This window comes from Alteromonas oceanisediminis (assembly GCF_018474025.1).
GTDB classification, from domain to species: Bacteria; Pseudomonadota; Gammaproteobacteria; order Enterobacterales; family Alteromonadaceae; genus Alteromonas_E; species Alteromonas_E oceanisediminis.
Genome location: NZ_JAHCTA010000014.1, coordinates 1 through 23,558, shown reverse-complemented (window position 1 = coordinate 23,558; position 23,558 = coordinate 1). Strand labels below are relative to the sequence as shown.

The 23,558-nt window shown below is 47.7% G+C and carries 23 protein-coding genes and 1 pseudogene; 12 read left to right on the top strand and 12 right to left on the bottom strand.

Annotated elements, in window-relative coordinates; all coding sequences use genetic code 11:
- Positions 1-117: 117 nt before the first annotated feature.
- From KIU71_RS17460 to KIU71_RS17415, 10 genes and pseudogenes are all read left to right on the top strand, one after another.
- A complete protein-coding gene (locus KIU71_RS17460; protein ID WP_214132598.1) occupies positions 118-384 on the top strand; it encodes a hypothetical protein in 267 nt (88 codons plus the stop codon).
- A gap of 132 nt (positions 385-516) precedes the next feature.
- Positions 517-789 (top strand): BrnT family toxin, encoded by a 273-nt coding sequence (locus KIU71_RS18170; protein ID WP_214132597.1) that lies wholly within the window; start codon positions 517-519, stop codon positions 787-789.
- Positions 779-985, top strand: a complete 207-nt coding sequence (locus KIU71_RS17450; RefSeq protein ID WP_214132596.1) for a hypothetical protein — start codon at positions 779-781, stop codon at positions 983-985. Before KIU71_RS18170 ends, KIU71_RS17450 begins: the two co-directional genes overlap by 11 nt.
- Before the next feature lie 54 nt (positions 986-1,039).
- Positions 1,040-1,210, top strand: a pseudogene (locus KIU71_RS17445) (BrnT family toxin); the annotation flags it as partial.
- Entirely contained in the window at positions 1,200-1,445 is a 246-nt protein-coding gene (gene brnA, locus KIU71_RS17440; RefSeq protein WP_214132595.1) for a type II toxin-antitoxin system BrnA family antitoxin, read from the top strand. The pseudogene KIU71_RS17445 and the gene brnA, both read left to right, overlap by 11 nt.
- 117 nt (positions 1,446-1,562) lie before the next feature.
- Entirely contained in the window at positions 1,563-2,174 is a 612-nt protein-coding gene (locus KIU71_RS17435) for a DUF1294 domain-containing protein (RefSeq protein ID WP_214132594.1), read from the top strand.
- Between the two features lie 31 nt (positions 2,175-2,205).
- Positions 2,206-2,631 (top strand): hypothetical protein, encoded by a 426-nt coding sequence (locus KIU71_RS17430; RefSeq protein WP_214132593.1) that lies wholly within the window; start codon positions 2,206-2,208, stop codon positions 2,629-2,631.
- 56 nt (positions 2,632-2,687) lie between these two features.
- A complete protein-coding gene (locus KIU71_RS17425) occupies positions 2,688-3,056 on the top strand; it encodes an MmcQ/YjbR family DNA-binding protein (RefSeq protein WP_214132592.1) in 369 nt (122 codons plus the stop codon).
- 124 nt (positions 3,057-3,180) lie between these two features.
- A complete protein-coding gene (locus tag KIU71_RS17420; RefSeq protein ID WP_214132591.1) occupies positions 3,181-3,609 on the top strand; it encodes a hypothetical protein in 429 nt (142 codons plus the stop codon).
- 1 nt (position 3,610) lies between these two features.
- Entirely contained in the window at positions 3,611-4,084 is a 474-nt protein-coding gene (locus tag KIU71_RS17415; RefSeq protein WP_214132590.1) for a LabA-like NYN domain-containing protein, read from the top strand.
- On the opposite strand, the gene KIU71_RS17410 is transcribed toward KIU71_RS17415, so the two are convergent.
- From KIU71_RS17410 to KIU71_RS17395, 4 genes are all read right to left on the bottom strand, one after another.
- Positions 4,059-4,769 (bottom strand): 3'-5' exonuclease, encoded by a 711-nt coding sequence (locus KIU71_RS17410; RefSeq protein ID WP_214132589.1) that lies wholly within the window; start codon positions 4,767-4,769, stop codon positions 4,059-4,061. The two genes, KIU71_RS17415 and KIU71_RS17410, sit on opposite strands and share 26 nt — an antisense overlap.
- Positions 4,769-6,598 carry a putative nucleotidyltransferase substrate binding domain-containing protein gene (locus tag KIU71_RS17405; protein WP_214132588.1) on the bottom strand — a complete coding sequence of 610 codons (1,830 nt, stop codon included), beginning with the start codon at positions 6,596-6,598 and terminating at the stop codon, positions 4,769-4,771. Before KIU71_RS17405 ends, KIU71_RS17410 begins: the two co-directional genes overlap by 1 nt.
- Positions 6,599-6,676: 78 nt before the next feature.
- Positions 6,677-8,383: a sodium:solute symporter family protein gene (locus KIU71_RS17400; protein ID WP_214132587.1), complete on the bottom strand. Its 1,707-nt coding sequence runs from the start codon at positions 8,381-8,383 to the stop codon at positions 6,677-6,679.
- A gap of 4 nt (positions 8,384-8,387) precedes the next feature.
- Positions 8,388-8,654 carry a DUF4212 domain-containing protein gene (locus KIU71_RS17395; protein ID WP_214132586.1) on the bottom strand — a complete coding sequence of 89 codons (267 nt, stop codon included), beginning with the start codon at positions 8,652-8,654 and terminating at the stop codon, positions 8,388-8,390.
- Positions 8,655-8,906: 252 nt separating this feature from the next.
- On the opposite strand from KIU71_RS17395, the gene KIU71_RS17390 reads away from it, so the two are divergent.
- Entirely contained in the window at positions 8,907-12,296 is a 3,390-nt protein-coding gene (locus tag KIU71_RS17390; protein WP_214132585.1) for a hybrid sensor histidine kinase/response regulator, read from the top strand.
- Between the two features lie 18 nt (positions 12,297-12,314).
- Here the strand turns inward: KIU71_RS17390 and KIU71_RS17385 are convergent, their stop codons facing one another.
- The 3 genes from KIU71_RS17385 to acs all read right to left on the bottom strand — a co-directional run bounded on the left by KIU71_RS17385 (position 12,315) and on the right by acs (position 15,821).
- Positions 12,315-13,040, bottom strand: a complete 726-nt coding sequence (locus tag KIU71_RS17385; RefSeq protein WP_214132584.1) for a hypothetical protein — start codon at positions 13,038-13,040, stop codon at positions 12,315-12,317.
- A 154-nt stretch (positions 13,041-13,194) separates the two neighbouring features.
- Positions 13,195-13,851: a response regulator transcription factor gene (locus tag KIU71_RS17380; protein ID WP_214132583.1), complete on the bottom strand. Its 657-nt coding sequence runs from the start codon at positions 13,849-13,851 to the stop codon at positions 13,195-13,197.
- Between the two features lie 29 nt (positions 13,852-13,880).
- Positions 13,881-15,821, bottom strand: coding sequence for an acetate--CoA ligase (gene acs / locus KIU71_RS17375; protein WP_214132582.1), 1,941 nt, complete (start codon positions 15,819-15,821; stop codon positions 13,881-13,883).
- Positions 15,822-16,017: 196 nt separating this feature from the next.
- Between acs and KIU71_RS17370 the strand changes: the two genes are divergently transcribed.
- Positions 16,018-17,175, top strand: coding sequence for a DcaP family trimeric outer membrane transporter (locus KIU71_RS17370; protein ID WP_214132581.1), 1,158 nt, complete (start codon positions 16,018-16,020; stop codon positions 17,173-17,175).
- A 52-nt stretch (positions 17,176-17,227) separates the two neighbouring features.
- Here KIU71_RS17370 and KIU71_RS17365 read toward each other — a convergent pair whose 3' ends face one another.
- From KIU71_RS17365 to KIU71_RS17345, 5 genes are all read right to left on the bottom strand, one after another.
- Positions 17,228-18,397, bottom strand: a complete 1,170-nt coding sequence (locus KIU71_RS17365; RefSeq protein ID WP_214132580.1) for a Na/Pi symporter — start codon at positions 18,395-18,397, stop codon at positions 17,228-17,230.
- Positions 18,398-18,570: 173 nt separating this feature from the next.
- Positions 18,571-19,623, bottom strand: a complete 1,053-nt coding sequence (locus tag KIU71_RS17360) for an aldo/keto reductase (protein WP_214132579.1) — start codon at positions 19,621-19,623, stop codon at positions 18,571-18,573.
- A gap of 64 nt (positions 19,624-19,687) precedes the next feature.
- Entirely contained in the window at positions 19,688-21,271 is a 1,584-nt protein-coding gene (locus KIU71_RS17355) for a diguanylate cyclase domain-containing protein (RefSeq protein ID WP_214132578.1), read from the bottom strand.
- Positions 21,272-21,281: 10 nt separating this feature from the next.
- Positions 21,282-22,568: a hypothetical protein gene (locus KIU71_RS17350; protein ID WP_214132577.1), complete on the bottom strand. Its 1,287-nt coding sequence runs from the start codon at positions 22,566-22,568 to the stop codon at positions 21,282-21,284.
- Positions 22,552-23,031, bottom strand: coding sequence for a hypothetical protein (locus tag KIU71_RS17345; RefSeq protein WP_250207619.1), 480 nt, complete (start codon positions 23,029-23,031; stop codon positions 22,552-22,554). Before KIU71_RS17345 ends, KIU71_RS17350 begins: the two co-directional genes overlap by 17 nt.
- Positions 23,032-23,558 lie beyond the last annotated feature (527 nt).

Here is a 23,558-nt window from a genome sequence, read left to right as displayed (position 1 = left end):
TTGAACAAACTAATTATGGCTCTGGTGAGCAGTTTTGCTGTTAGCTAACCCACGAAAATGCGGAGGCTAGCATTTCTTAGGGAGTCATTGTGTCTAAGTTTCAAGAGAATTATTTTAATGCATCACTCCGACCCGCCTAAGGCTGGGGCAGCTATTCTGGAAGCTGTTGAGAATCAGCTGGCAGCAAATGACCCGCCGAAAGTCAAAGAAACATTCGAAAGGCTCGTTTCTCTTGGCATCAGTAAACAAGAGTCTAAGAAATATATTGCGTGTGCGTTGTCAGTGGAAATTTTCGGAGCGATTAAAAATCAAGAAGAATACAATCCGCAACGGTACGAGCAAAATTTAGACAACCTGCCAGAGATGCCGTGGGAGGATGAATAACGCATGAAACATAACAAGCAAATAATGGCGTGTGCGCAGGCGCACACGGGGACAAAAACACAATGCCGCTTCGCGAACATAGCATTGTGTTTTTGCCCCATATTTGGAAGTTAGGGGCTCAAAAGGAAACTGATGATCAATTTTGAATGGGACGAAAATAAAGCCCGAATCAACGTTACGAAACACGGAGTATCTTTCAAAGAAGCATCCGAAGTTTTCGGCGACGAACTTTCATTTTGTGTTGCAGATCCAGATCACTCTATAAATGAATCACGGTATTTGTTGTTCGGGGTAAGTGACAACGGGAACCGTCTAGTCGTTTCTTTTGTCGAAAACTCAGATACAATTAGAATTATATCTGCTCGGAAAATGACCAAGTCAGAAAGGAAAGCCTATGAACAGTAAAAAAGAAGAAATGCGCAGCGAGTACTCATCAGAATTGATTAATTCAGGTGTGCGCGGGAAATTTGCGGCTAAATATAAAAAAGGAACAAATGTCGTTTTAATTGAGCCTGAACTTCAAAAGTTGTTTCCAGATACCGAATCAGTCAACAAAGCCCTTAAAGAATATGCTCAGGAGCATCAATTAGCACGCCCCTGACAAAGCGCTAAACACGGAATCGACTTTGTTGAAGCTTAAAAGCTATGGAATGACCCTATGCTTTTGGAGATTCCAGCAAAAACAGAAGATGAACCTAGGTATATCGTTATCGGTCTTATTGGTGTCAAACATTGGACAGCGGTGATCACTTACAGGAATAAAAACATTCGAATTATTTCTGTACGGAGCGCCAGAAAGTCAGAGGTAGCAATTTATGAAAGCTAAAAGCTTCGAGGATAAATTTGAAAATGGAGATGAAATTCTTCAGCACCTAGATTTATCAAAAGCAAAACGTCCTATGCAAAAACAAAAAAGGATTAACGTAGACATTCCAGAATGGATGATTGACTCGTTGGATAGAGAAGCGGGTCGGGTTGGCGTCACTCGCCAATCTATAATCAAAGTCTGGTTGGCTGAGAGACTCGAGCAATCGCAGTCGTTAGAGCGCACAGGCAGCTAACAAACCAATAAACAACGCACGCTCCGCGAGCCGGGACAATTCCTCGCTGGCGGCTGCGCCATTTTCGCCAGCAAGTAATCGCACGTTAGTTTAGCGTTAGCCGACAAGGAGTAAAATTTGAGATCCCAAGGAAGGCTTACTAATTGGAACGACGATAAAGGTTTTGGATTTGTCGAACCAAATGGAGGTGGTATTCGATCTTTTGTCCATATTAAATCTTTCAAAAAAAGGTCTAGGCGGCCGGTCGAAGGAGACCTAATCGTTTACGAACAAATCAAAGATGCCAATGGCAAATACAAAGCGGTCAACATAAGCTTAGCCTTAGACAAGAAGAAGCAAAAAAGGCCATCAGCAGAAACAAAAGGTCACGCTTCAATTATCGTTATCTTATTTACTCTTTCATTGCCTATTTTAGTATTTTTAAACTATCTGCCAATCGAAGTATTGTATTTATATTGTGTCGCAAGCTTTATTGCTTTTATAGCCTACGCATTGGACAAGTCAGCAGCCAAAAATGGTAAATGGCGAACGCCCGAAAGCCATCTGCATCTACTTTCAATAATCGGTGGTTGGCCCGGTGCCTTTTATGCTCAGAAAAAACTTAGGCATAAATCCAGTAAAAAAGAGTTCAAACAAGTATATTGGGCTGGAGTTATTATCAATGTTTGTGCTTTTCTTTGGCTACTAACAGAACACGGACAGCAGTTCCTTGACACACTTGTCGGCTAACAAGCGCTATGCATCAAAAGGTGCTTGAAACATGAAGTTTTTTTACCTTTCAGTTTTTGCTTTATTGCTGGGCTGCACCCCTGCAGACTACGTATTAGTTGAAAACACAGAATATGTTGGCGTCGCTTCAGATAAACAATCAGCAATTTCAGCAGTGAGAAATGTTATTGAAAAACAGGGAAAACCTCTGCCTTGTCGTGACCAGTCATTCAGCGCCTTTGAAATACAGTCGCGTTCAAAATTCAAGGAAGTAAGACTTGGAAAAGAAATCAAAAGGACGAATTACATTACGGTAATTGAATGGGGTATAGAGGAAATCATTTTCAATCCAGATACAACCACAAAATTCAGTAGGTTTTGGTCAGTCAACGGCAAAAACGGCAACGTCAAATTAGTTGGCAACAAAGACTGGAAAGACAGCTTTGAACCGTGCTCTGTAAGTAGCAAAAATGCATAACAAACTGGTCAAGATGGCACCCTTCGGGCGCCGGGACGTTATGTGCGTGTTTAAAAATGACATACGAAGAATTTAATCGGTTATGCAAATCTCTTCCTTCGACCACGCACATCATTCAGTGGGGTAATTCTCATGTTTGGAAAATAGGTGGCAAAGTTTTCGCCATTGGGGGATGGGGAAAAATGGATAAACCCGCGTTTACGTTCAAGACGTCAGAACAAAACTATTTCTTTCTGGAAGAGAAACCGGGTTACCAACCTGCGCCCTATTTGGCGTCACGGGGCATGAAATGGATACAGCAATACGATTGTGGCAGTTCAGAGGACGAAGAGCTAACCTATTACATCAACGAGTCATATAAACTGGTTATTGCAGGCCTTACCAAGAAAAAACAAAAAGAACTGAGCCTTGGTCAGCTTGGTTAGCAGGGTACACAACAAGGCGCTAAACGCGCTGGCTGCGTAAGCACGAGCAGTAGAAAAAAAGAAAATGCGATAGCAGGTGTTTTTAATGCATTACTTCAAGGACTTATAGGCATGGTTAGCTCAGATGAATCAGATTAAACTGGACTTTAATAAACGCATCGGCAGCTTTTACCGAGCGGGACTTGGCGTGATTACCACTTCAATCTCATTGGCGTTTGCTCTGCTGATCGGCTTTCTTCACATACAGAGAACCGCACCTCTTTCGATGGGAATTGTGGGGTTTACCCTAGTATTTCTGCTTATGGCGATTTGGTTTGGACACCTAAGCTATCGGCTTATTTTTCAAACGTCACCCGCACATACTCGGTTGTTTTCTCCTGCATCAATCATCATTCTATTTTCGATTTTTGGTGTAGGTGCGTTAGCAGGCATTGTGTTTCGCTTCTTAACTGGCGATTTTGAAAACGGCTTTGTCGCAGTACTTATATTCGTTCTGTTATTTCCATTAGGTCACTATTGCTGGGGTCATGCAAAGCGTGGGAGCAACTGCTAAGGTGCAAACCGTTTCTTTGTTTGTTGATGTACAAAATGTGTATTACACCACCCGCAGCGCATTTCAGCGTAACTTTGACTACAACGCGTTTTGGGCAAAAGCGACTGCCGGGCGAACCGTCAAACATGCTTACGCCTATGCGATTGATCGCGGCGATGAAAAGCAGCGGCAATTTCAGAATATTCTTCGCGCGATTGGTTTCGAAGTAAAGCTAAAACCCTTTATTCAGCGCAGCGACGGCAGCGCGAAGGGTGATTGGGATGTGGGTATCACGATTGATATGATGACCTGCGCAGCTGATTCTGATGTGATGGTGCTTGTGTCAGGCGATGGTGACTTTGGCCTTTTAGTCGAGACCCTGCGTACTCGGCATGATTGTCAGGTGGAGGTATTCGGCGTTGAGACGCTCACGGCAGTAAGCCTGATACATGCGAGCTCTCAGTACTTCCCTATCTCATCTGATTTGCTGTTGTGACCCTACCTCCTAGAGAATACAACTGCAGCGCACCGGTATGGAGTAGGTCTTTTACGCACAGTTGATGCTTAGGGTCCATAATGTGTTGCTGTGCAAACCAGAGCGTCAGCGTTGCTAGCGCATCATCTAGTGCATTGTGGGCCGGCGCTGCCGGTAACTGCAAGCGCCTGCGACATGCCGCAAGTGTTGCACTGTCCGGCGGTACGAGCTCGTGCTGTTTCTTAAGGTGATAAACGGCCAAGCGCAATGTATCAAGCGTAACCACACAGGGTATGTAAACGCCAAGCGACGTGGCGGCTCTATTAAGCACGCTCATGTCCAACTGAGTATTGTGCAGAACGAATAAATGAGTACCTACATACTTTTTAAGCATCTCGATAACAGTTTTTATATTATCTCCACGGCGAACAACCTCGTCGGTGAGCCCGTGTATCACTGGGCTTTGCTGCAAGTCGCTGGCGCTATAAATGATCTGATAGTTGCAGCTGCTCAGGTCAATCTGACTGCCAGAACCTTCCACCCAGCCGACAGACAGCACCTGTGCATTGGCGACGTCCAAGGAGGTTAATTCCAGGTCGACGGCTAAGAGCGGTACTGCAGATAAAGGCTGTTTTGCTAACCCTTTCGGGAGCTGATCAAACGTGTGCCCCCGTAAGCGTTGCCAGCGCAAAAACCAGAGTAGCATCAGCTTATCCCACCAGAATACTTCATCACTGCAGCTTGCTGCGCTCTATCAATGGCCTTAAATGCGGCTTTGAGTTGATGCTTTTCGATAGAAGATAGCTCACTCATCGATACACGATTATCCACCACGTTTCGAGTCAGCTGATGTCGCCAGCGTAAACGATTTAAGAACAACCAGATATCGCGCAAGTTCTCTGCATCTTTGCGTACAAGTCCCGCAGTTTCCGGCAAGTTATCTAAACGCGCGAGCGTCGAGGGCATCGACACGGCACTGGCTAATGCATACAGGCGCACGATGTTATTGATGATTGCCACGGCATTTTTCTTTAAATCGATAGCATCCTCATCATTGCCCCCTTTTTCAAAAACAAACTTTTGAAATACGGACAGCGGCACGCTGATGTGGTTGTTATGTCGTGCCAGCGCGGCTAAGAATGACCGTTGCTGCAATAGTGGAGCGCGAGCGGCTTGCAGGCGTTTGAATAACGCAGTATCGCCCGCAGCGGCACGTGCATCAAGAAAGATGTTAAACGTCATGATGGCTTTGGGTGTAGGTTGACGTACCCATTGACGTGCTTCTTCAATGGCGTCGTCAAGCGATAGGCGCAAATCAGGATTGGACGCCATAATATTGCCACTGCATAACGCGATGCCGCATTTAGCCAGCCCATTGCAGACATAGTTTGCAAGACCTGAAAAATACTCTGCTTCTAACCTGTCAGGGCGGTGTGCGAGAAGTAGCGCATTATCTTGATCTGACCCCATACTCTGATCTTCTCTCGCCTGAGAGCCATAAACCACCCAACAATAAGCCATGGGCGCAGCACCCTGTTGTTGCTGATAAAACGTGATCAGTTTACGCGTCATAATGTCAGTGGCTTGTGCGAGCACTTTACCGGCGATGTCAAAATCACCCGGTCGTTTAGCATGCATGGCAAAATAGTGTGGGATTTGCCAACTGGCGCGCGTCAACTCATACAGGTTTTGTGCTTTAGATAGCTCGCCAATGACAAACAGTATGTTACCTCGTTGGTGACGCACGATATCACTTGCTGTCAACATACCAATGGGTTTTTCTGCCCCATTCTCAACCACGGGTAAATGATGAATGTTATGCTCACCCATTAACGACATTGCATCGAACAAGGTTCTATTGTGCGAAATTTTAACCGGATCTTCGGTCATAACGGCACTAATCGGCCTCGTTAACGGGGCTGCAGTCGCAACCACTCGATTACGTAAGTCGCGGTCGGTAACAATGCCGACTAGCTTGCCGTTCTGTGTCACAAGCAATGATGACACGTTTTGCTCGGCCATTAACGATGCAGCACGGTGAATATCCATCGCTTGATCAGCCTTAACCGGCGCTTTGTTTAACACTTCAGCTAGCGGCTTGTGCAACCACATACTGTTCGAATCAAGTACGGCCTGATTAGGTAACGCTTCGCTTTTCGCATTAGTAAAAAAATTGGCGAAAGCAGCACTCTGCATGGCCTCGTACATGGATGAGTGAGTAATACACAACACCAGCCCCGGCATGTCGACGTGAACATCCAACGCATAATCAACGCGATCAATCAGGCCATCGATACCAAAATAATCTCCCTCACTCAAATGACGTTGAGGAGCATCGCTGTCTTTCACGGAGAATTGACCAGACTGGATCAGGAAAAGGCATTGAGACTGCGCCAGTAACACGCTTTTATTCGTTTGCGTGAGGTAAATCAGCGTTGCCTGTTTTGCAATCCGCTCTCGCTCGTTATTGGGGAGATGATCAAACGGCGCAGACGCGCTCAAAAAGTCTATGATCTGGTTTGGGGCTGTACTCATCAGTTGCGTACTCACTTATTAGAAAAGGCTCGAACAATGTTCGAGCCTTGCCAGTGTCATCAAGGCTAGCGGCGTTAACTAGTGTGCCGATGCCTCACCAGAACCTTTCGGGAAGCGTATGCTTTCGACCAATTCTTGGATCTCCTCAGGTGCTTCCTTGGTTATCTTGAACACGATAAACGCGACAGCAAAGTTAACCATCATTCCGAGCGTACCAATCCCTTCCGGAGATATACCAAATAACCAATTTTCAGGTACGTTCGCGGCAGGATTGACAAACTTAAAGTAAATTATATAGCTGGCCGTAAACGCGATCCCAGCCAACATTCCCCACACAGCGCCGCGATCATTCATGCGTTTACTAAAAATACCCATGATGATTGCCGGGAAGAAACTCGATGCGGCTAGACCGAAGGCGAAGGCCACAACTTGCGCCACGAATCCTGGTGGATTGATGCCAAAGTATCCTGCAATGATGATGGCCACCCCGGCGGCCAGCCGTGCATAAAACAACTCTGCTTTATCCGTGATATTGGGTGCAAAATTTCGCTTTAGCAAATCATGCGATACCGATGTTGAGATGACCAGTAATAAACCCGCTGAGGTCGATAGTGCCGCAGCAACACCACCGGCTGCAACCAGTGCAATAACCCACGCCGGTAAATTCGCGATCTCTGGATTGGCCAGTACCATGATGTCACGGTCGACCTTCATCTCGTTACGCTCATCGCCGGAGTAAAACATTTTACCGTCGCCGTTTTTATCGGTGAACTCAATCAACCCCGTACGTTCCCAGTTGGTGATCCATGAAGGCGCTTCCGTATAGGCAGTACCGGTGTTCTCAGGGCCATTAATGGTTTCGATCATATTTACGCGGGCAAAGGCCGCCAATGATGGCGCGGTGGTGTACACAATCGCGATAAAGGCGAGCGCGTACCCTGCACTTTTACGCGCATCGCGCACTTTAGGCACGGTAAAGAAACGCACAATAACGTGCGGTAGTCCTGCGGTACCGACCATCAGCGCAAACGTAATAAAGAACACGTCTATGGTACTTTTCGTTCCCGAGGTGTACTCATTGAAACCCAGTTCGGTAGACAAACCATCCAGTTTTTCCAGCAGATAAACGCCGGAACCATCAGCCAAAGTCGCGCCAAAACCCGTTTGCGGAAGTATGTGGCCTGTCACCATAATGGAAATAAAGACCGCTGGGACAATGTACGCAAACACCATCACACAAAATTGAGCAACTTGCGTATAGGTGATCCCCTTCATACCGCCTAACACGGTGTAGAAAAACACGATTGCCATACCAATGATAACGCCGGTGACAATATCAACTTCCAGAAAACGACTGAATACAACACCCACACCGCGCATCTGACCCGCAACGTAGGTAAAGCACACAAAGATTGCGCAGAAAACAGCGACGGTACGCGCAGTTTGTGAGTAGTAACGATCGCCGATAAAGTCAGGCACTGTGAACTTGCCGAACTTACGTAAATACGGCGCCAAACAAAGGGCTAATAGCACGTAGCCGCCTGTCCAGCCCATTAAATACACTGCGCCGTCGTAACCCATAAAGGAGATGAGCCCGGCCATCGAGATAAAAGATGCAGCCGACATCCAATCGGCGGCAGTGGCCATACCATTCAGCACCGGCGGTACACCGCCACCTGCTACATAGAAATCATTGGTTGATCCAGCTCTGGCCCACAATGCGATAGCGATGTAGAGCGCAAACGTTGCCCCGACAATAATAAACGTTAATAGTTGAACATTCATGACCCTACTCCTCGTCTACGCCGTAGCGCTTGTCCATGGCATTCATTTTCGCCATATAGACAAAAATCAGCGCAACAAACACGTAAATGGCACCTTGCTGTGCGAACCAAAAGCCTAATTTGAAGCCAAAAAACTGAATAGCGTTAAGTTGTTCTGCAAACAAAATCCCTGCACCAAAAGATACGGCGAACCATACCACCAGCAATTTTGCGAGCAGACTTAGGTTTTCTCGCCAGTACGCACTCTTGTCGTCATCATTTTTAAAAGCCATTTTGCTGTCCTCGATCACGTTAAATGATTGTTTTAATTTTACATTTCCCTAACCAAGTGATTGTTCGTTGAGGTTAAACTAGCTGATATACTCAGCCTTGACCTCAAACCCACAGCACATCATTGATTGGAGCCATGCCAGTTACTTTAGACCTCAGCGAGCTCTCAAGAAATGAGACCATGGTCGTAGGAGTCTGCCTGGCTTTTTGTCTGTGCTAGAGTGAGATGTGTAAATAAATTGTTAGGACAAACCATGACTCTCGGTTGGTCAGCGCTTGCGCTTATTTATCTGTTTTCGCTGTTTTGGATAGCGCGTTGGGGTGACAAAAATTCGCCTACTGCTCGCTGGCTCACGTCACACCCGGGTGTCTACTCGTTGGCCATTGCGATTTACTGTACGGCGTGGACGTTCTTTGGTGCTGTTGGCCAGTCCAGCCTGGATACGTGGATGTATCTACCTATTTTGCTCGGGCCTATTTTGGTCTACACCCTCGGTTATCGGCTAATATACAAGTTAGTCTTGGTCAGCAAAAAACAGCATATCAACAGTATCGCTGACTTCATCGCGTCGCGTTACGGCAAACGTCAGACCGTGGCATTGTTAGTGACCATTATCGCGCTGTTGGCGACCATCCCGTATATTGCTCTGCAACTTACGGCGGTGGGCGCTACCTTTCAAATGCTAACGGCGCACAAAGACCCGAATGTCATCATTGTCGTTGTCACAATTTGCATTGCCTTTTTTGCCATCTTTTTTGGCACGAAACGCACTGACGTCACTGAGTATCGGCGCGGTCTGATGCTGGCGATTTCATTTGAATCCACGATTAAACTTATCGCGCTGTTATTGGTTGGCATCGTTGCCTTTAGCATGGTTGAGTCTGAGCCGCTGTTGCCGGCACTGGTTAATCCACAAGCCTTTTCAGCATTTTCATCGTTTAATTTCTGGGCGCAGACTTTGATGGCGGCAGCGGCTATTATTTGTCTTCCCCGACAATTTCACGTAGCGATTGTCGACAACGTCAATATTGACCATCTCAAAACGGCACGATGGCTTTTCCCACTGTACCTGCTATTGATGGTGTGCGTGATCCCTATCATTGCGGTAGCCGGCAACCAGATTTTCGCCGGTGTCGATATTGCGCCAGATACCTACGTGCTGAGCATCGCCATGTTATCTGACTCGACATTACTTCAGGCAATCGTCTTTCTGGGTGGTTTATCAGCGGCAACGGCCATGATTATTGTTGCTACCCTGACCTTAAGTACCATGCTAACCAACGATGTTGTGTTACCCAGCATATTCTCGGAGCAAAACCAACACGACAAGCAGCGAGACTATGGCAAACGCATTCGGCTCATACGTCGCGTCACTATCGGTGTGATATTGCTCTTGGCATTGGGTTATCAACAACAGATGACCGATAGCCGCTCGCTATCATCAATTGGCTTGATTGCGTTCTCGCTGGTAATCCAACTGCTGCCGTCGATTGTTGGCGGGCTATACTGGAAACGAGGCCATGCGCACGGTGTGTATGCGGGTTTACTCGTTGGGCTTGTAGGTTGGATATTATGGTTAGTACTACCCGCCCTTGGTGAAGGATTCGATCCGACACGTCAGGACGCACTGCTGAGTAAAGGTGCCATGATCAGCTTAGGCGCTAATGCTCTCGCCTATGTTGTGTTTTCTTTGCTAGGACACGCTCGGCTTATTGATCGAATTCAGGCGGAAGCTTTTGTATCACCCACCGACGCCCCCAACAATAGCAGCAAAGCACAGGTTGTGGATATTCGTGTTGAAGATCTAATGACACTGTTAACCACGTTCATGGGTGAAGGACGCTGCGCACAGTTGGTGGAAGATTTTAATCAACAAAACGACACTCAAACAGCCCTAAACGAACGGCCCACCCCATCATTTTTGGCATTTTGCGAACGTGCTCTGGGCGGTGTAATAGGCGCTTCCAGCGCCCGTGCGCTGATCGACAGCATGACGCGTGGTAAAAAGCTCGACTTTACTCAGGTGATCAACTTCTTCGACGACACGACGCAAGCAATGCAATTCAATATGACCGCTTTGATCACATCGCTTGAGAATATCGACCAAGGCATTAGCGTTGTTGATAAGCAGTTACGGCTTGTCGCTTGGAATAAACGCTACGCCGACCTCTACACCTACCCTGATGGGATGTTGGAAGTGGGAACACCCGTATCAACTCTGGTGCGATACAATGCCGAAAACGGCGAATGGGGTGATGGCGACACCGATGCTGAAGTTGAAAAACGTATGGCGCACTTACGCTCTGGTTCTCCACACAAGTTTACCCGCCAACGACGCGATGGTCGTGTCATTGAAATGGTGGGAAATCCATTGCCCGGTGGTGGTTTCGTAACGACATTCAACGATATTACGGGTCACATTGAAATCCAACAGGCGCTGGCAGAGTCGAACTTGGATCTTGAGGCTCGGGTACTCAAACGCACTGAAGAGGTGCATGCGATAAACGCTGAGCTGATCCGAGCACGCAAAGCGGCTGAAGAGGCAAACGCCAGCAAAACACGCTTCTTAGCGCTTGCCAGTCACGACGTTTTACAGCCACTGAACGCTGCCAAGTTGTACGTTTCGGCACTGAATGAATCCTCGCTACCGGACGACACCCGCACTGTCGTGAATAAGCTGAGCCAAAGCGTCAACGCCAGTGAAGCACTTATCGCCACACTGCTGGATATCGCACGACTCGATCAAGGCGAGTTAAAACCAAGCATGGAACCCGTTAGCGTTCAGGCATTGCTCACACCGTTGATCGACCAAACCATTCTCAGAGCGAAACAAAAACACCTTCAATTCTCGCATAAGATCCAACCATGCTGGGTGATGGCCGATCACACATTTTTGTTTAGAATTATGCAGAACTTGCTGTCAAATGCTGTGAAATACACTAAAAAAGGCAAAGTCTTACTTACTGTTCGACAGCAAAAAGGGTGCGCTGTCATGAGTGTGTTTGATACCGGTGTGGGGATTAGTGAGCAGCAACAAGCGCTTGTATTCGCTGACTTCTATCGCACCGGTGACAATGATGAGAGTGGTGTAGGCTTAGGACTCGGTGTAGTACGACGATTAAGTGAACAGTTGCACTGCAGTGTATCTGTCACGTCAGTCCCGCAAAAAGGAAGCTGTTTTTCACTACGCTTGCCCCTGGCAGAACCGACTGCTGAGACAGCAACAAAGTTCATACGCAGTCCATCGAGCTTTTCTGGCTTGCGTATTTTATGCGTTGATGACCAACAGGAAAACTTAGATGCGCTGGCGGTATTGCTAGAGCGTTGGGGCGTGCTAGTTTTCACCGCTCGTGACGAGCTTCAAGCCACATCACTGGCACTTGCGCACAAGCCGCAGATTGTATTGATGGATTACCAGCTAGGCAAAGATACCGACGGGCTTTGCTTAATTGATCAGCTTCGCAGCACTTTGGATATCGTGTTTCCTGCTTGCCTGATCACTGCGGTTCACGATCCTGATGTGATGGCGCAATGCAAAGCTCAGGGTGTTCACTTTATGAATAAGCCCGTGCGCCCCGCTAAATTGCGCGCCTTGCTACAAGCAATGACGCGCTATATTGATGATGCGGGTGTGATTGATTAACCCGCTTTATTGTAAGACTTAGAACGACTTACCAAACCACAGACGGAAGTTATGGTCAGACGCGGCACTTGAGATCCCCGCCAGGTAACCAACTTGATAGGAAACACCAGCCATTTTGCCGCTAAGCACCGGGCCTAACTGGTGCTCTTGCTCACTGAAAGAGCCCATGTCACTCACCAGCCCATACTCATTGAACATTTCAACCCCCACGCGGTGACCAGACTCCAGCTTGTAATTCAAGCTTGCGCGGGTCGATAAATTGGTACCACCTTCAGCGTTTCCGCCGAAGTTCCAACCACCAATAACAATACCGCGAAGTCGCCATTTGGGCGATAGCGTCCATTGGTTCGTCCAGTTAATAGAGAATAATTCCGGGCGGCTGCCCTTTCTTGTACGAATGTCAAAACGTAAACCACTGTCCCAGTTATCATTTTGCTTGGGTCTGAAATACCACAGCAACTCAGCACGAAGATAGTCATACTCAAAGTCACTGTCGCCGCCACGATCACGGAATTGCGTGAGCACGCGCGCACGAAACTGATCATTCAGCGCACGCTGGTAATGTAACCGATGCGCGGTAGCATCTGGAGCACCGTCGTCGCCGGGTTGAAATGCAAATCGGTATTGAAATGAACTGTCTGTTGGATCAACCACTGGGCCATGAACGCCAGACGTGTTGGTTGCATTTACCGGCAATGCTATACAACTCAATAAGAGCGCAAAAACAAAAAATACTCTATTCATTTTGTCCTCTAGAAAACGTGTTAACCAATCATAATGACGATGTGGGCACGCAATTTACAGCGTTTTACGCTACGAGCAAACGCAATTTAACTCGAATAAACCGAACCTTAACTAGTTTGTTGCAACATTTTACGTAGTCAGTGATTTAATGAATCTAGAGCGTATTGATTTTTGCGGGCGGTTCAAGTTGGAGTTGGGAGGCAATTAACACGGCTTGAGTACGATTATTAATGCCCAGTTTACGAAATATTGCGGTGATATGCGCTTTAACGGTCGCTTCTGCGATATCCAGATTGTAGCCAATCTGCTTATTGAGAAGCCCATCACGCAGGTAACACAACACTTTATATTGGGAGGGGGTTAAGCTAGAGACTTGATCCGCTAACATTGAAAACGACTCATCCACGGCCTCTATTTTCCCGCTGATGGTTTCAGGAAGCCACACATCACCGTCTAAAATAGCCGATACCGCTGTCGCAATATCGGCTTTACTTGCTGTTTTTGGAATAAAACCAAGCGCGCCCACCCCGACGATTTTAGAGATCATCGTTGTGTCTTCTGTGCCTGACACAACGGCTACCGGTACGTCAGGAAACAGTTTTCGCACGTGCAACAAGCCAAATAAATCTTGGCTACCGGGCATATGGAGATCTAACAACAGTAAATCCACATCACAGCTCTCTAATGCTTTCACGGTCATGGCCAGATCTGAAGCTTCGATAAGCGTTAATGCGGGAAGCGAGGAAGACAATGCGCCACGCAAGGCATCACGATATAGTGGGTGGTCATCGGCGATGAGTAACGTGGTCATGTTTTCCCCTGTGAGCAATATGCACAAACTTATCGGTTCAAGCGTTCCTTGATGAGTGTATCGACCACGGACGGATCTGCCAGTGTCGACGTGTCGCCAAGCTGGTCGTGCTCATTCGCCGCTATTTTACGTAGAATCCGACGCATGATCTTACCTGAGCGGGTTTTCGGGAGCCCCTGCGACCATTGGATGATGTCGGGCGTTGCAATCGGACTTAACGCTTTACGCACCCAAGCTTTGAGATCTGACGTAAGTGCGTCGCTAACGTCAACCCCTTCGTTAGGTGATACGTACACATAAATTCCCTGCCCCTTTATGTTGTGCGGAAACCCTACCACAGCGGCTTCTGCTACATCAGGATGAGCAACGAGCGCACTTTCAATTTCTGCTGTTCCCAATCGATGACCGGAAACATTTAACACATCATCAACGCGCCCCGTGATCCAGTAGTAATCATCATTATCGCGGCGAGCGCCATCACCGGTAAAATACACATTATCGTACGTACTGAAGTAAGTACTTTTAAAGCGCTCGTGGTCGCCATACACAGTGCGCGCCTGACTCGGCCAACTGTCTTTTATCACAAGATTACCTTCAGCTTCACCGCTAAGCTCCTTCCCGTCTGCATCATATAGCGCCGGTTTAATACCAAATAGGGGTCGTGTTGCAGAACCAGGCTTTAATGGAGTAGCGCCCGGAAGCGGAGCAATCATGACCCCACCGGTTTCCGTCTGCCACCAGGTATCCATGATCGGACAGCGGCTTTGTCCAAACACCCGGTAATACCATTCCCACGCTTCAGGATTAATTGGCTCGCCCACTGAGCCCAATAGACGTAGAGAGTCTATATTGCAGCCTTCTACGGGTTTGTCACCGTGAGCCATGAGCGCCCGTATTGCGGTGGGTGCGGTATACAGAATATTAACGCTGTATTTCTCGATAATCTGAGCGATACGACGTACATCAGGGTACGTTGGCACGCCCTCAAAAAATACCTGAGTGGCACCATTCACCAGCGGACCATACACCATGTAACTGTGCCCGGTTATCCAACCCACATCTGCTGAACACCAATAGACATCGTCTTGCGTGTACTCGAAAACGTATTTAAACGTCATTGCGGTGTAGAGAAGATAACCGCCGGTGGTGTGCACAACGCCTTTGGGTTGGCCTGTGGAGCCAGACGTATAAAGAATGAAGAGAGGATCTTCTGCGTTCATCACTTCGGGTTCGCACTGCGACTCGCAGTCTTCAACGAGCTTATCCCAGGCGACGTCAACTTCATTCCACTGCACATCTGTGCCGGTTACACGGTGTACAATCACGGCCTCAATAGAGGGGCACGCACCGTTAACGAGGGCTTCATCCACATTTTGTTTAAGCGCTACACTCTTACCGCTGCGACGGCCTTCGTCACTGGTAATCACCACTTTTGCACTGCTGTCGTTGATCCGGTCAGCAATCGCGTTGGGTGAGAAACCGCCGAAAATGACCGAATGAACAGCCCCAATGCGGGCGCAGGCCAGCATAGCGTACGCAGCTTGCGGCACCATGGGCATATAAATAGCGACACGGTCCCCTTTTTGCACGCCAAGTTTCTTCATACCATTGGCGAGCTTGCAGACTTCATCGTGCAACGTTTGATACGAAATCGTTTCACTATGGTCTGGCGAGTCGCCCTCCCAAAGTAATGCAGTCCGCTGGGGATTGTCTTTCAGGTGGCGATCGATGCAGTTGTAGCTCGCATTGAGCGAGCCATCTTCAAACCATTTAATCGACACTCCCTGTGGGGCGAAGGTCGTATTTTTTATGATTGTGGGCGACGTGAACCAATCCAACTGCGATGAATGCTTCCGCCAAAAACCATCAGGATCGTTCACCGACTCTTCGTACATAGCCAGATATTGCTCGTTATTTAACAGCGTTTCGCTCTCGATAGCGCTTGGAACAGGGTAAGTTTTGGCATCCATCGCATTGCCTCCAGTATGTAATGTTTAAAAATTCCTATCTATCACTCTAACCGTTCTGCTCTCGAACAACATGCGACTTTGGTCTCATAGACGAATCGCTAATTGGCACGCCACCGATTTTGCGCACAATGACCAAACGTTAACGATGTATTTACACCATTTTAACCAAAATCACGACGGCAGATTGGATATCACTATGAACAATATCATGAAAAAAACAGCATTTGCTTTCCTTTGTACCACAGCGGCAGCAACGATCCAGGCTAATGTATTGGCACGCACCGATGTCAACTTTTCGGGCTATGTCAAAGTGGATGCCATTGCGAGTATGTACACCGAGGGCTCGCTTGACTCAGGCAATTTAAACCGTGATTTTTACATTCCCGCGTTGATACCCGTTACGGGTGGCGATGAAGGTGCGCAATTAGACCTGCATGCACGCCAATCCCGCTTTCGATTTACGACCAACACGCCAACAGACGAAGGCGATACAATTACCGGCGTGATTGAATTTGATATGCTGGTAACGCCCGCCGGTGATGACCGGATCAGTAGTTCGTGGACACCTCGCGTTCGCCATGCCTTCATGAAATACAAAAATTGGACAGTCGGGCAAACTTGGTCGACCTTTCAAGACGTCGGGACGCTGCCAGAAACATTGGATTTCATTGGTGTGACCGATGCGACCATTTTTAATCGACAAGCATTGATTCGCTACACCAGCGGGGCATGGGAACTCGCCCTCGAAAACCCTGAAACAACGGTCACTCCCAATGGCGGTGGTGGTCGTATCGTGGCAGACGACAGTATCGTCCCTGATGTGATTGCACGCTATACGCATAAGAGCGACTGGGGTTACCTAAAAATCGCGGGCCTGTTACGCCAGTTGTCGTACGACGACGGTGAGTCAATTGATAGCAACGAAACGTCGTACGGCATCAGCATCACCACTAAAATCAATTTTGCCAATGGTGATGACGTGCGCATCATGCTCAATGGTGGCAAGGGCCTTGGACGATACATTGGTTTGAATACCGCTAATGGAGCGGTGCTTGACAGCAATGGCGAGCTAAGCTCGATCGACTCCCTCGGGTATGCTATCGCCTATCGCCACGTATGGAATGACACAATGCGCAGCAGTGTGACCTTTTCGGCGCTTGAAATTGACAACGATATTGCATTTACCGGCGCAGCTGTGAGCGAATCGACCTACTCCACACGGGTCAATCTTTTGTATTCACCCACGCGAGCGATTACCGTTGGAGCAGAATACGCCTTTGCGCATCGTGAAACGGAAGGTGGCTTAGCAGGCGATATGAACCGTCTGCAATTGTCGGCGAAATACGCATTCTGACGTCACACAGTGGTTCACCGAAACCGCAACCACCGGTGCTGTGATTGCGGTTTTAGCGGCTCAAAAAGATAATCGATAAGGGTAGGATAAAAAATAAACCTGCAATATAGCCCACACCGAGTATCTTTCGATCGGCAACTCTCACTGACAAGTGGTAACTGAGATCAAGCGGTAAATTGCGTAGGAATACGATGCCGTAGATAATCGACACCGCCAGCACATTGTACAGCAAGTGCACCAGTGCAATTTGTAACGCCAGGGCAGCATTCGGGCCGGTGATCGCCATCGCCGCCAGCAGTGCCGTTATACAAGTACCAATATTCGCGCCTAGCGTGAAGGGGTAAATATCCTTTGCGGTTAACACACCATTTCCCACTAAAGGTACCATCAAGGATGTGGTGGTTGATGAACTTTGCACTAACACAGTGACCACGGAACCAGAGAAAATACCGGCCAGCGGGCCGCGGCCGATGCTGGCATGCAAGATATCTTTCGCTTTGCCCACCATCAGCGATTTCATGATCTTGCCCATATAAGTGATGGACACCACGATCAATACGATACCGATTAAGATTTTGAAAATGCCCGGGTACAAGCCGGGTAGGATACTGAGTAACCCGCCTAACCCGTCAACGACCGGTTCAGTGACAGCTTTGATCGGATTAAAGCCTGTGACCTCTGAGGTTGCACCAATGGAAAACAACGTAACGAGCAAACCGCTTAAATGCTCAAGCAGGCCAAAAGCGATTTCCAACGGTAGGAAAATGATGACTGCAAACACATTGAAGAAGTCGTGGATAGTGGCGGCGTTAAACGCGCGCTGAAACTCGGCTTTATTGGCCACGTGGCCCAGACTGACGATGGTATTGGTAATGCTGGTACCAATGTTAGCACCCATCATCATGGGAACGGCGATGGTTATGGGCAGTCCGCCGGCCACCATGGCAACGATGATGGAGGTGACGGTACTGGAAGACTGTATCAGTGCTGTGCCGACCATACCAATGATTAAGCCCATCACCGGATTAGACGCAAAATCAAACAAGGTTCTCGCATGTTCAGCGGTCGCTAGTTTGAAACCACTTCCAATAATACTGACTGCCGTAAGCATCACGTAAACAAGAAATAATAACCACAGCCAGCGGCGTAATTTACTGCCTCTGCTCAATTCGTGAAGAGGCGTAACAGCAGACGAAGAAAGCTCAGAAATAGGCGATGTCATGGTCGTTCGTAATAACTCGTAATACGCTTTTCAGTAGCAAAGCATAGCCTGAATTGATGACACATTTATGACGTGCCACCGCGAGTGCGAATTGTCTCATGAGACACTAGCGACACACCGCTCACAATATTCGACGTGCAGCACAGGATTTACCTGTGTATTTTGCGCTGCGTTTAAAACGGCGCAGGATAGCGCTTGAATACGTCTAAAACGCGTTGCATTTGCTCGCTTGTCAGCGTTATCTCAAAGGCCGCTAAATTTTCATTCAGTTGTGCCTGCGTCGTTGCGCCAATGATCGTAGAAGTCACTCCGTCAATTTGCTTACACCATGCCAACGCTAATTGACTGGGGGTAATATTCCATGCATTTGCAAGGCCAATATACTCTGCGACTGCTCGCTGTGTTTCAGGCGTATCACGAAACAATCCCATGCGTTGAGCTAAGGTCCATCGAGAGCCTTTTGGACGATTTCCATTCAGGTATTTACCGCTCAGTGCCCCACTCGCCAGCGGCGACCAGGGCAAGTACGCGACGTTTTCAAATGCGCAGGTTTCAATCACGTAAGGCCAATCCTTTGCGTGCAACAGGCTGAATTCATTTTGAATGGAAACGGGTCGTGGCACATTGAGCTCATCGCACAAATTGATATAAGTCTGGATCCCCCACGGCGTATCATCCGATAAACCCCAATGTCTAATCTTGCCTGCATTTATCGCCTCTCCCAGCGCGCGCACGATCCCAGCCATGGTTTGTTTTTCTGCCGCTACGTCCGTTTTTGATGGCAGTACACGATTAGGCCAATGCTTGGCAAAATGGGGTGACATACGATTCGGCCAATGCAACTGGTATACATCAATATAATCTGTATGCAGGCGGTGCAGTGATTCACTGATCGCCTGAGTGACCGTTTCACCGCTAATCGCACGGCCGTTGCGAATATAATTAAGCCCATTACCGGCTATTTTCGTCATGAGGACCACGTCACCGCGCTGCGCAGAATTACGTCGCAACCAGTCACCGATAATGCGCTCTGTGTCGCCGTAGGTTTCCTGATTCGGTGGAACGGGATACATCTCCGCGGTATCGATAAAGTTCACTTGCGCGTCGAGCGCTTGAGTGAGTTGTGCGTCAGCATCCTGTTGGGTGTTCTGAATGCCCCAGGTCATAGTCCCTAAGCACACCTCCGACACCTGTATGCCGCTACTACCTAATGATTTAAATTGCATTGAAACACCTACTATTTTGAGGGGAATACATCCTCATCATGAAATTGGACGAGCAGTGACCTGCTCAGGTTTTGGCTATGATGTAATTTCCTCTACCTTGTTGTTTGACAGTATACATAGTCGTATCAGCCAGAGAGATAAGTTCGTCTATGGTGTTGCCATTTTCCGGCGCTTGAGCAACCCCAATACTGCCGCCTACCTGGCACTCGATGGTTTCACTGATATGGATCGGTGTGCGCAGCTCGGCCAGTAACTGCTGGCACAGCGTGTCGAGCGAGTTATGTGTGCTTTGTTCTAGGCTGAAGCCAACGACGAATTCATCGCCTCCCCACCGAACACATACGTCATCTTCGGCATTAAAGTAACGCATCATTCGCTCGCTAATGGTAACCAACACTTCATCACCAACGTCATGACCGTAGGTATCGTTGACGGGCTTAAAATCGTCTAGATCAATCATCATCAGTACAAAGGTATGCGTATTTCTCAAGCATTGTTCGAGCGATTGGATCAACGCGCGCTCACCGGATCGACGGTTGCGTAGTTTTGTCAGTGAATCGTGATCCGCTTCAAATCGAACAGATTGCTCGCGACGAATGCGCTCTGTTATGTCGTACATGATGACCTCAATCAGCATGCCTTGATCGAGCCTACGTTTGAGGCGCTGCTCTGTGACCTTGGCGAACAGGCAATGTACCCAGCGTTTTTCATCACCATGCATAAATTCTAAATCGAGTGAAATTTGCCCGAAAGGCTGTAAGTTCCGCATCTGATTCAAGGTTGTCGTTACGCGGCCTGAATCGACAAACAATTGCGTAATGTCGTCCCCCTCCTGCACACCTTCAAACAAAGAAAGCATGGCCTTATTCAGTGTCATTAGTTGGTTATCTGAATTCACTAATCCAATACCAGCACTCGCTTGTTCGAAAATGACTCTGAATTTCTGTTCGAGTTTTTGCGTACGCTCTCGCAGAATTCGCTCAGTTTGCAAGTTTTGTTTAAGCGCGATAATCAGCGCATTAATGCCACTCACCAAGGTGCCAATTTCATCGCGCTTTTTATAGTCAATATCAATCGGCTGCATGCTGTCTATAATACTCGGGTCAACTTTTGAAAAGCCTTGTGTTAGCTGGCGCAGCGGGCGGGTAAGATTACGGTGCACTATTTGCGACACCGCGGCAGATATGATCACACTAAGCAGTATGAGCACGATAACACTCTGTGTACCAATCGATTGCGCCTGCGCTTGAATAAATGCCTGATTCGGAACAATCACCAATGTTCCCACTTGCTCTTCACCGCTAAAGGGGTCGATTAGAGGTATACGGATGCTGTTTCGGCCTGTGATATTACCTTTTTGCACTTGAATATCTTCATTGAAGATGACTTGTGCACCGCCAACAATGTCAATATCAGCCAACCCATTCACGATCTCCTGCGCCAGATCGTCATCATCTAAATAAGCGGCAATCGCTGCTGTTTTTGTCACACTGCCCGCGAGCTGATTAACCAGCTCGCCATTGAGTGAGCGCTGTTGTTGCAAACTCTGATAATAGGTCAAACCCGCTGCTGCTAGCGAAATAGCGGCTGCGACTACTGCAATGGTAACCGCGACTCGAATGTATAATTGCTGGCTAAATTTGATCACAGATTTTGCGCTAGAAAACAGTGGTTAAACCTAAGTGTACAACATTCATTTGCTGAGGGCTGCGACTCAATTGCGGATCATTGTTGCCAAATAATCCTGAACCCGGATATTGGATACGAAAATGATCAAACTGTGCCTTAAACGCCCAATCAGGTGCAAAATCCCAGCGTACTCCCACACTGTAACTGTTTTGATCCACTGCATTTGTAACCAGCGATTCGTTTGTAATACTAGCACTAAGATTTACGAGGTCTTGCAAGTCATCTGGATAAAAGCTTGCCAATATAGGAGGAACAAAATTTGGTGTCGGATCTTTGGGCCGAACGGAAGATGCTACGACAAACGGCAAAAACTCATCAATATAGTAACCGATTGAAAAATATGCAAATCGCGCATCAGGGAACTGCAGCCAACCAGCTTCAAATCCAGCAGCTTCTCCCTGAAACTGCCATTCACCATTATCAAATTTGAAACCAACCGAATAATACTGTCCCGTTTTTCCTTCCGCGCGATACCCCTCCGCAATTTCAGCAGCCTCTGGCCATGCTTCATTGGGAATTGATTCCAAACCCTGAATAAACTTCCCAAGACTTCTCAGTTCAGAGTTATCGATCCTTGTTTTTGCATACATGGCGCGTACAAGCCAATCATCCACTTGATACTCTACGCTTAATGAGAATAGGTCGGTAAAGTCAACACTAAATGACTCGCTGTCTCCGCCCAGTTCTGGTGTTGATTCACCATACGCAAAACTAAACTTGGCATAACCACCTCCGATGTCAGTGCTGTAGCTGACTTCCGCTCCATCTAGCACAGCAGCCACGGACGAAGATGAATAGAAATCGATCGGTGGTCGAGCCCACGCTTGAGCATATCCGACGGGTCGATACTCAGACAGAAGATAAAGATTATTGCTCATACGGCCCACACGCACCGACCAGTTACGGTCGATATTGACGCGCATAAACGCTTTCTCAAGATAGTTTAATGCATCGGTTTCGCCGCGGTCCTGTATTACCACTTGCGCTACAAAATCTATACGGTCTTGATATTGATAATTAATTTGCCCACCAATGACACTGTCACTTGCCACTGTCCAGTTACTACGTGTTCGGTTTAACAAGGCTGTTCGAAATCGAATTTCATCGTGCGAGGAGTGTGTTACCGCCAAGGTTGCAAAACCGCTGAACTTCAGTTCAGCGGAAACCGACTGACTTAAGATAAGCATCAGCACAGCCATACTCCAGCGATAAAAGCTGCTGCCTATGTTAAGTGATTTTTTATTGATTAAATTCATAAACAATCTTCATCTCCGACGTTACGCCATTTCGAGGAAGGTAGGCGATAGCATCTTGTTTCTGTTCGACGAGGGCGACCACGTCTTGCATTGACTCTGCTTCCAGAGGTGGTCTAGCACGACCTGAAAAGAGCAGTCGAGACCAATAAGACTTAATTTTTCTTTCTTCTTTGTTTACCAGCTTGAGATAAAAAGATGCTTTTTCAGCAGTATTGGAAGGAAAATCAATAGGCTCTGCCGGCTTACCATCAGGAAAGCTGAGGTATCGCCCCATGTAAATATCAATAACCTGTTTCTTATTTAATGACGCTAGGCGGTTCGCCTTATTCACCACAACGACTACATCATTTGCAACGCTCTCATCAGCATTGGCGAGGCCTGAACGGAAACTATTGATGAGGATCAGCATGGTGCTTATGCCGATCAACAATGAGTTATTTTTAAACAGCGACGCCGAACTCAATACGTTTTTTCCTCAAAAGAAGCGCTTACTACAATCACTTAAGGGTAGTCGATTCTGGATGTACATGACAACTGATTGCTGTTGTTTCCCGCACTCACAAAGCAGTTTGATGAGTTGCTGATATTTCCCGCACTTCCAGCGTAGTCAGGCTCATTGCTTACAAAGACGCCGTCAATACATCCTTGTAGGCTGCGTGTGTGGCATCCTTGCCAAACAGCCTTTGACGCAATAAGCCCAACTGCGCTTCCGTGCTACTACAATTTGTTTATACGATTTGTAGGCTAACTACGCCCTGCGTTTCAGGCGCACAGCAGCGGGATTGGCATTCGCAAACCGTCGTCTGCAGGGAAGCAAACGCCGAACCTACACGGATGTATCCACGGCGTGTTTGAGAAGGTTAAACCCGCTGCCAAGCCAAAGTCGTCAATGAGTCAACAGAGCAAATCGCAGGCACAAAAAAGGCCGCTGATGCGGCCTTTCGAATACACTGTGTGGGTGCCCGCTTACGCTAGGATTTTCGCCACAAC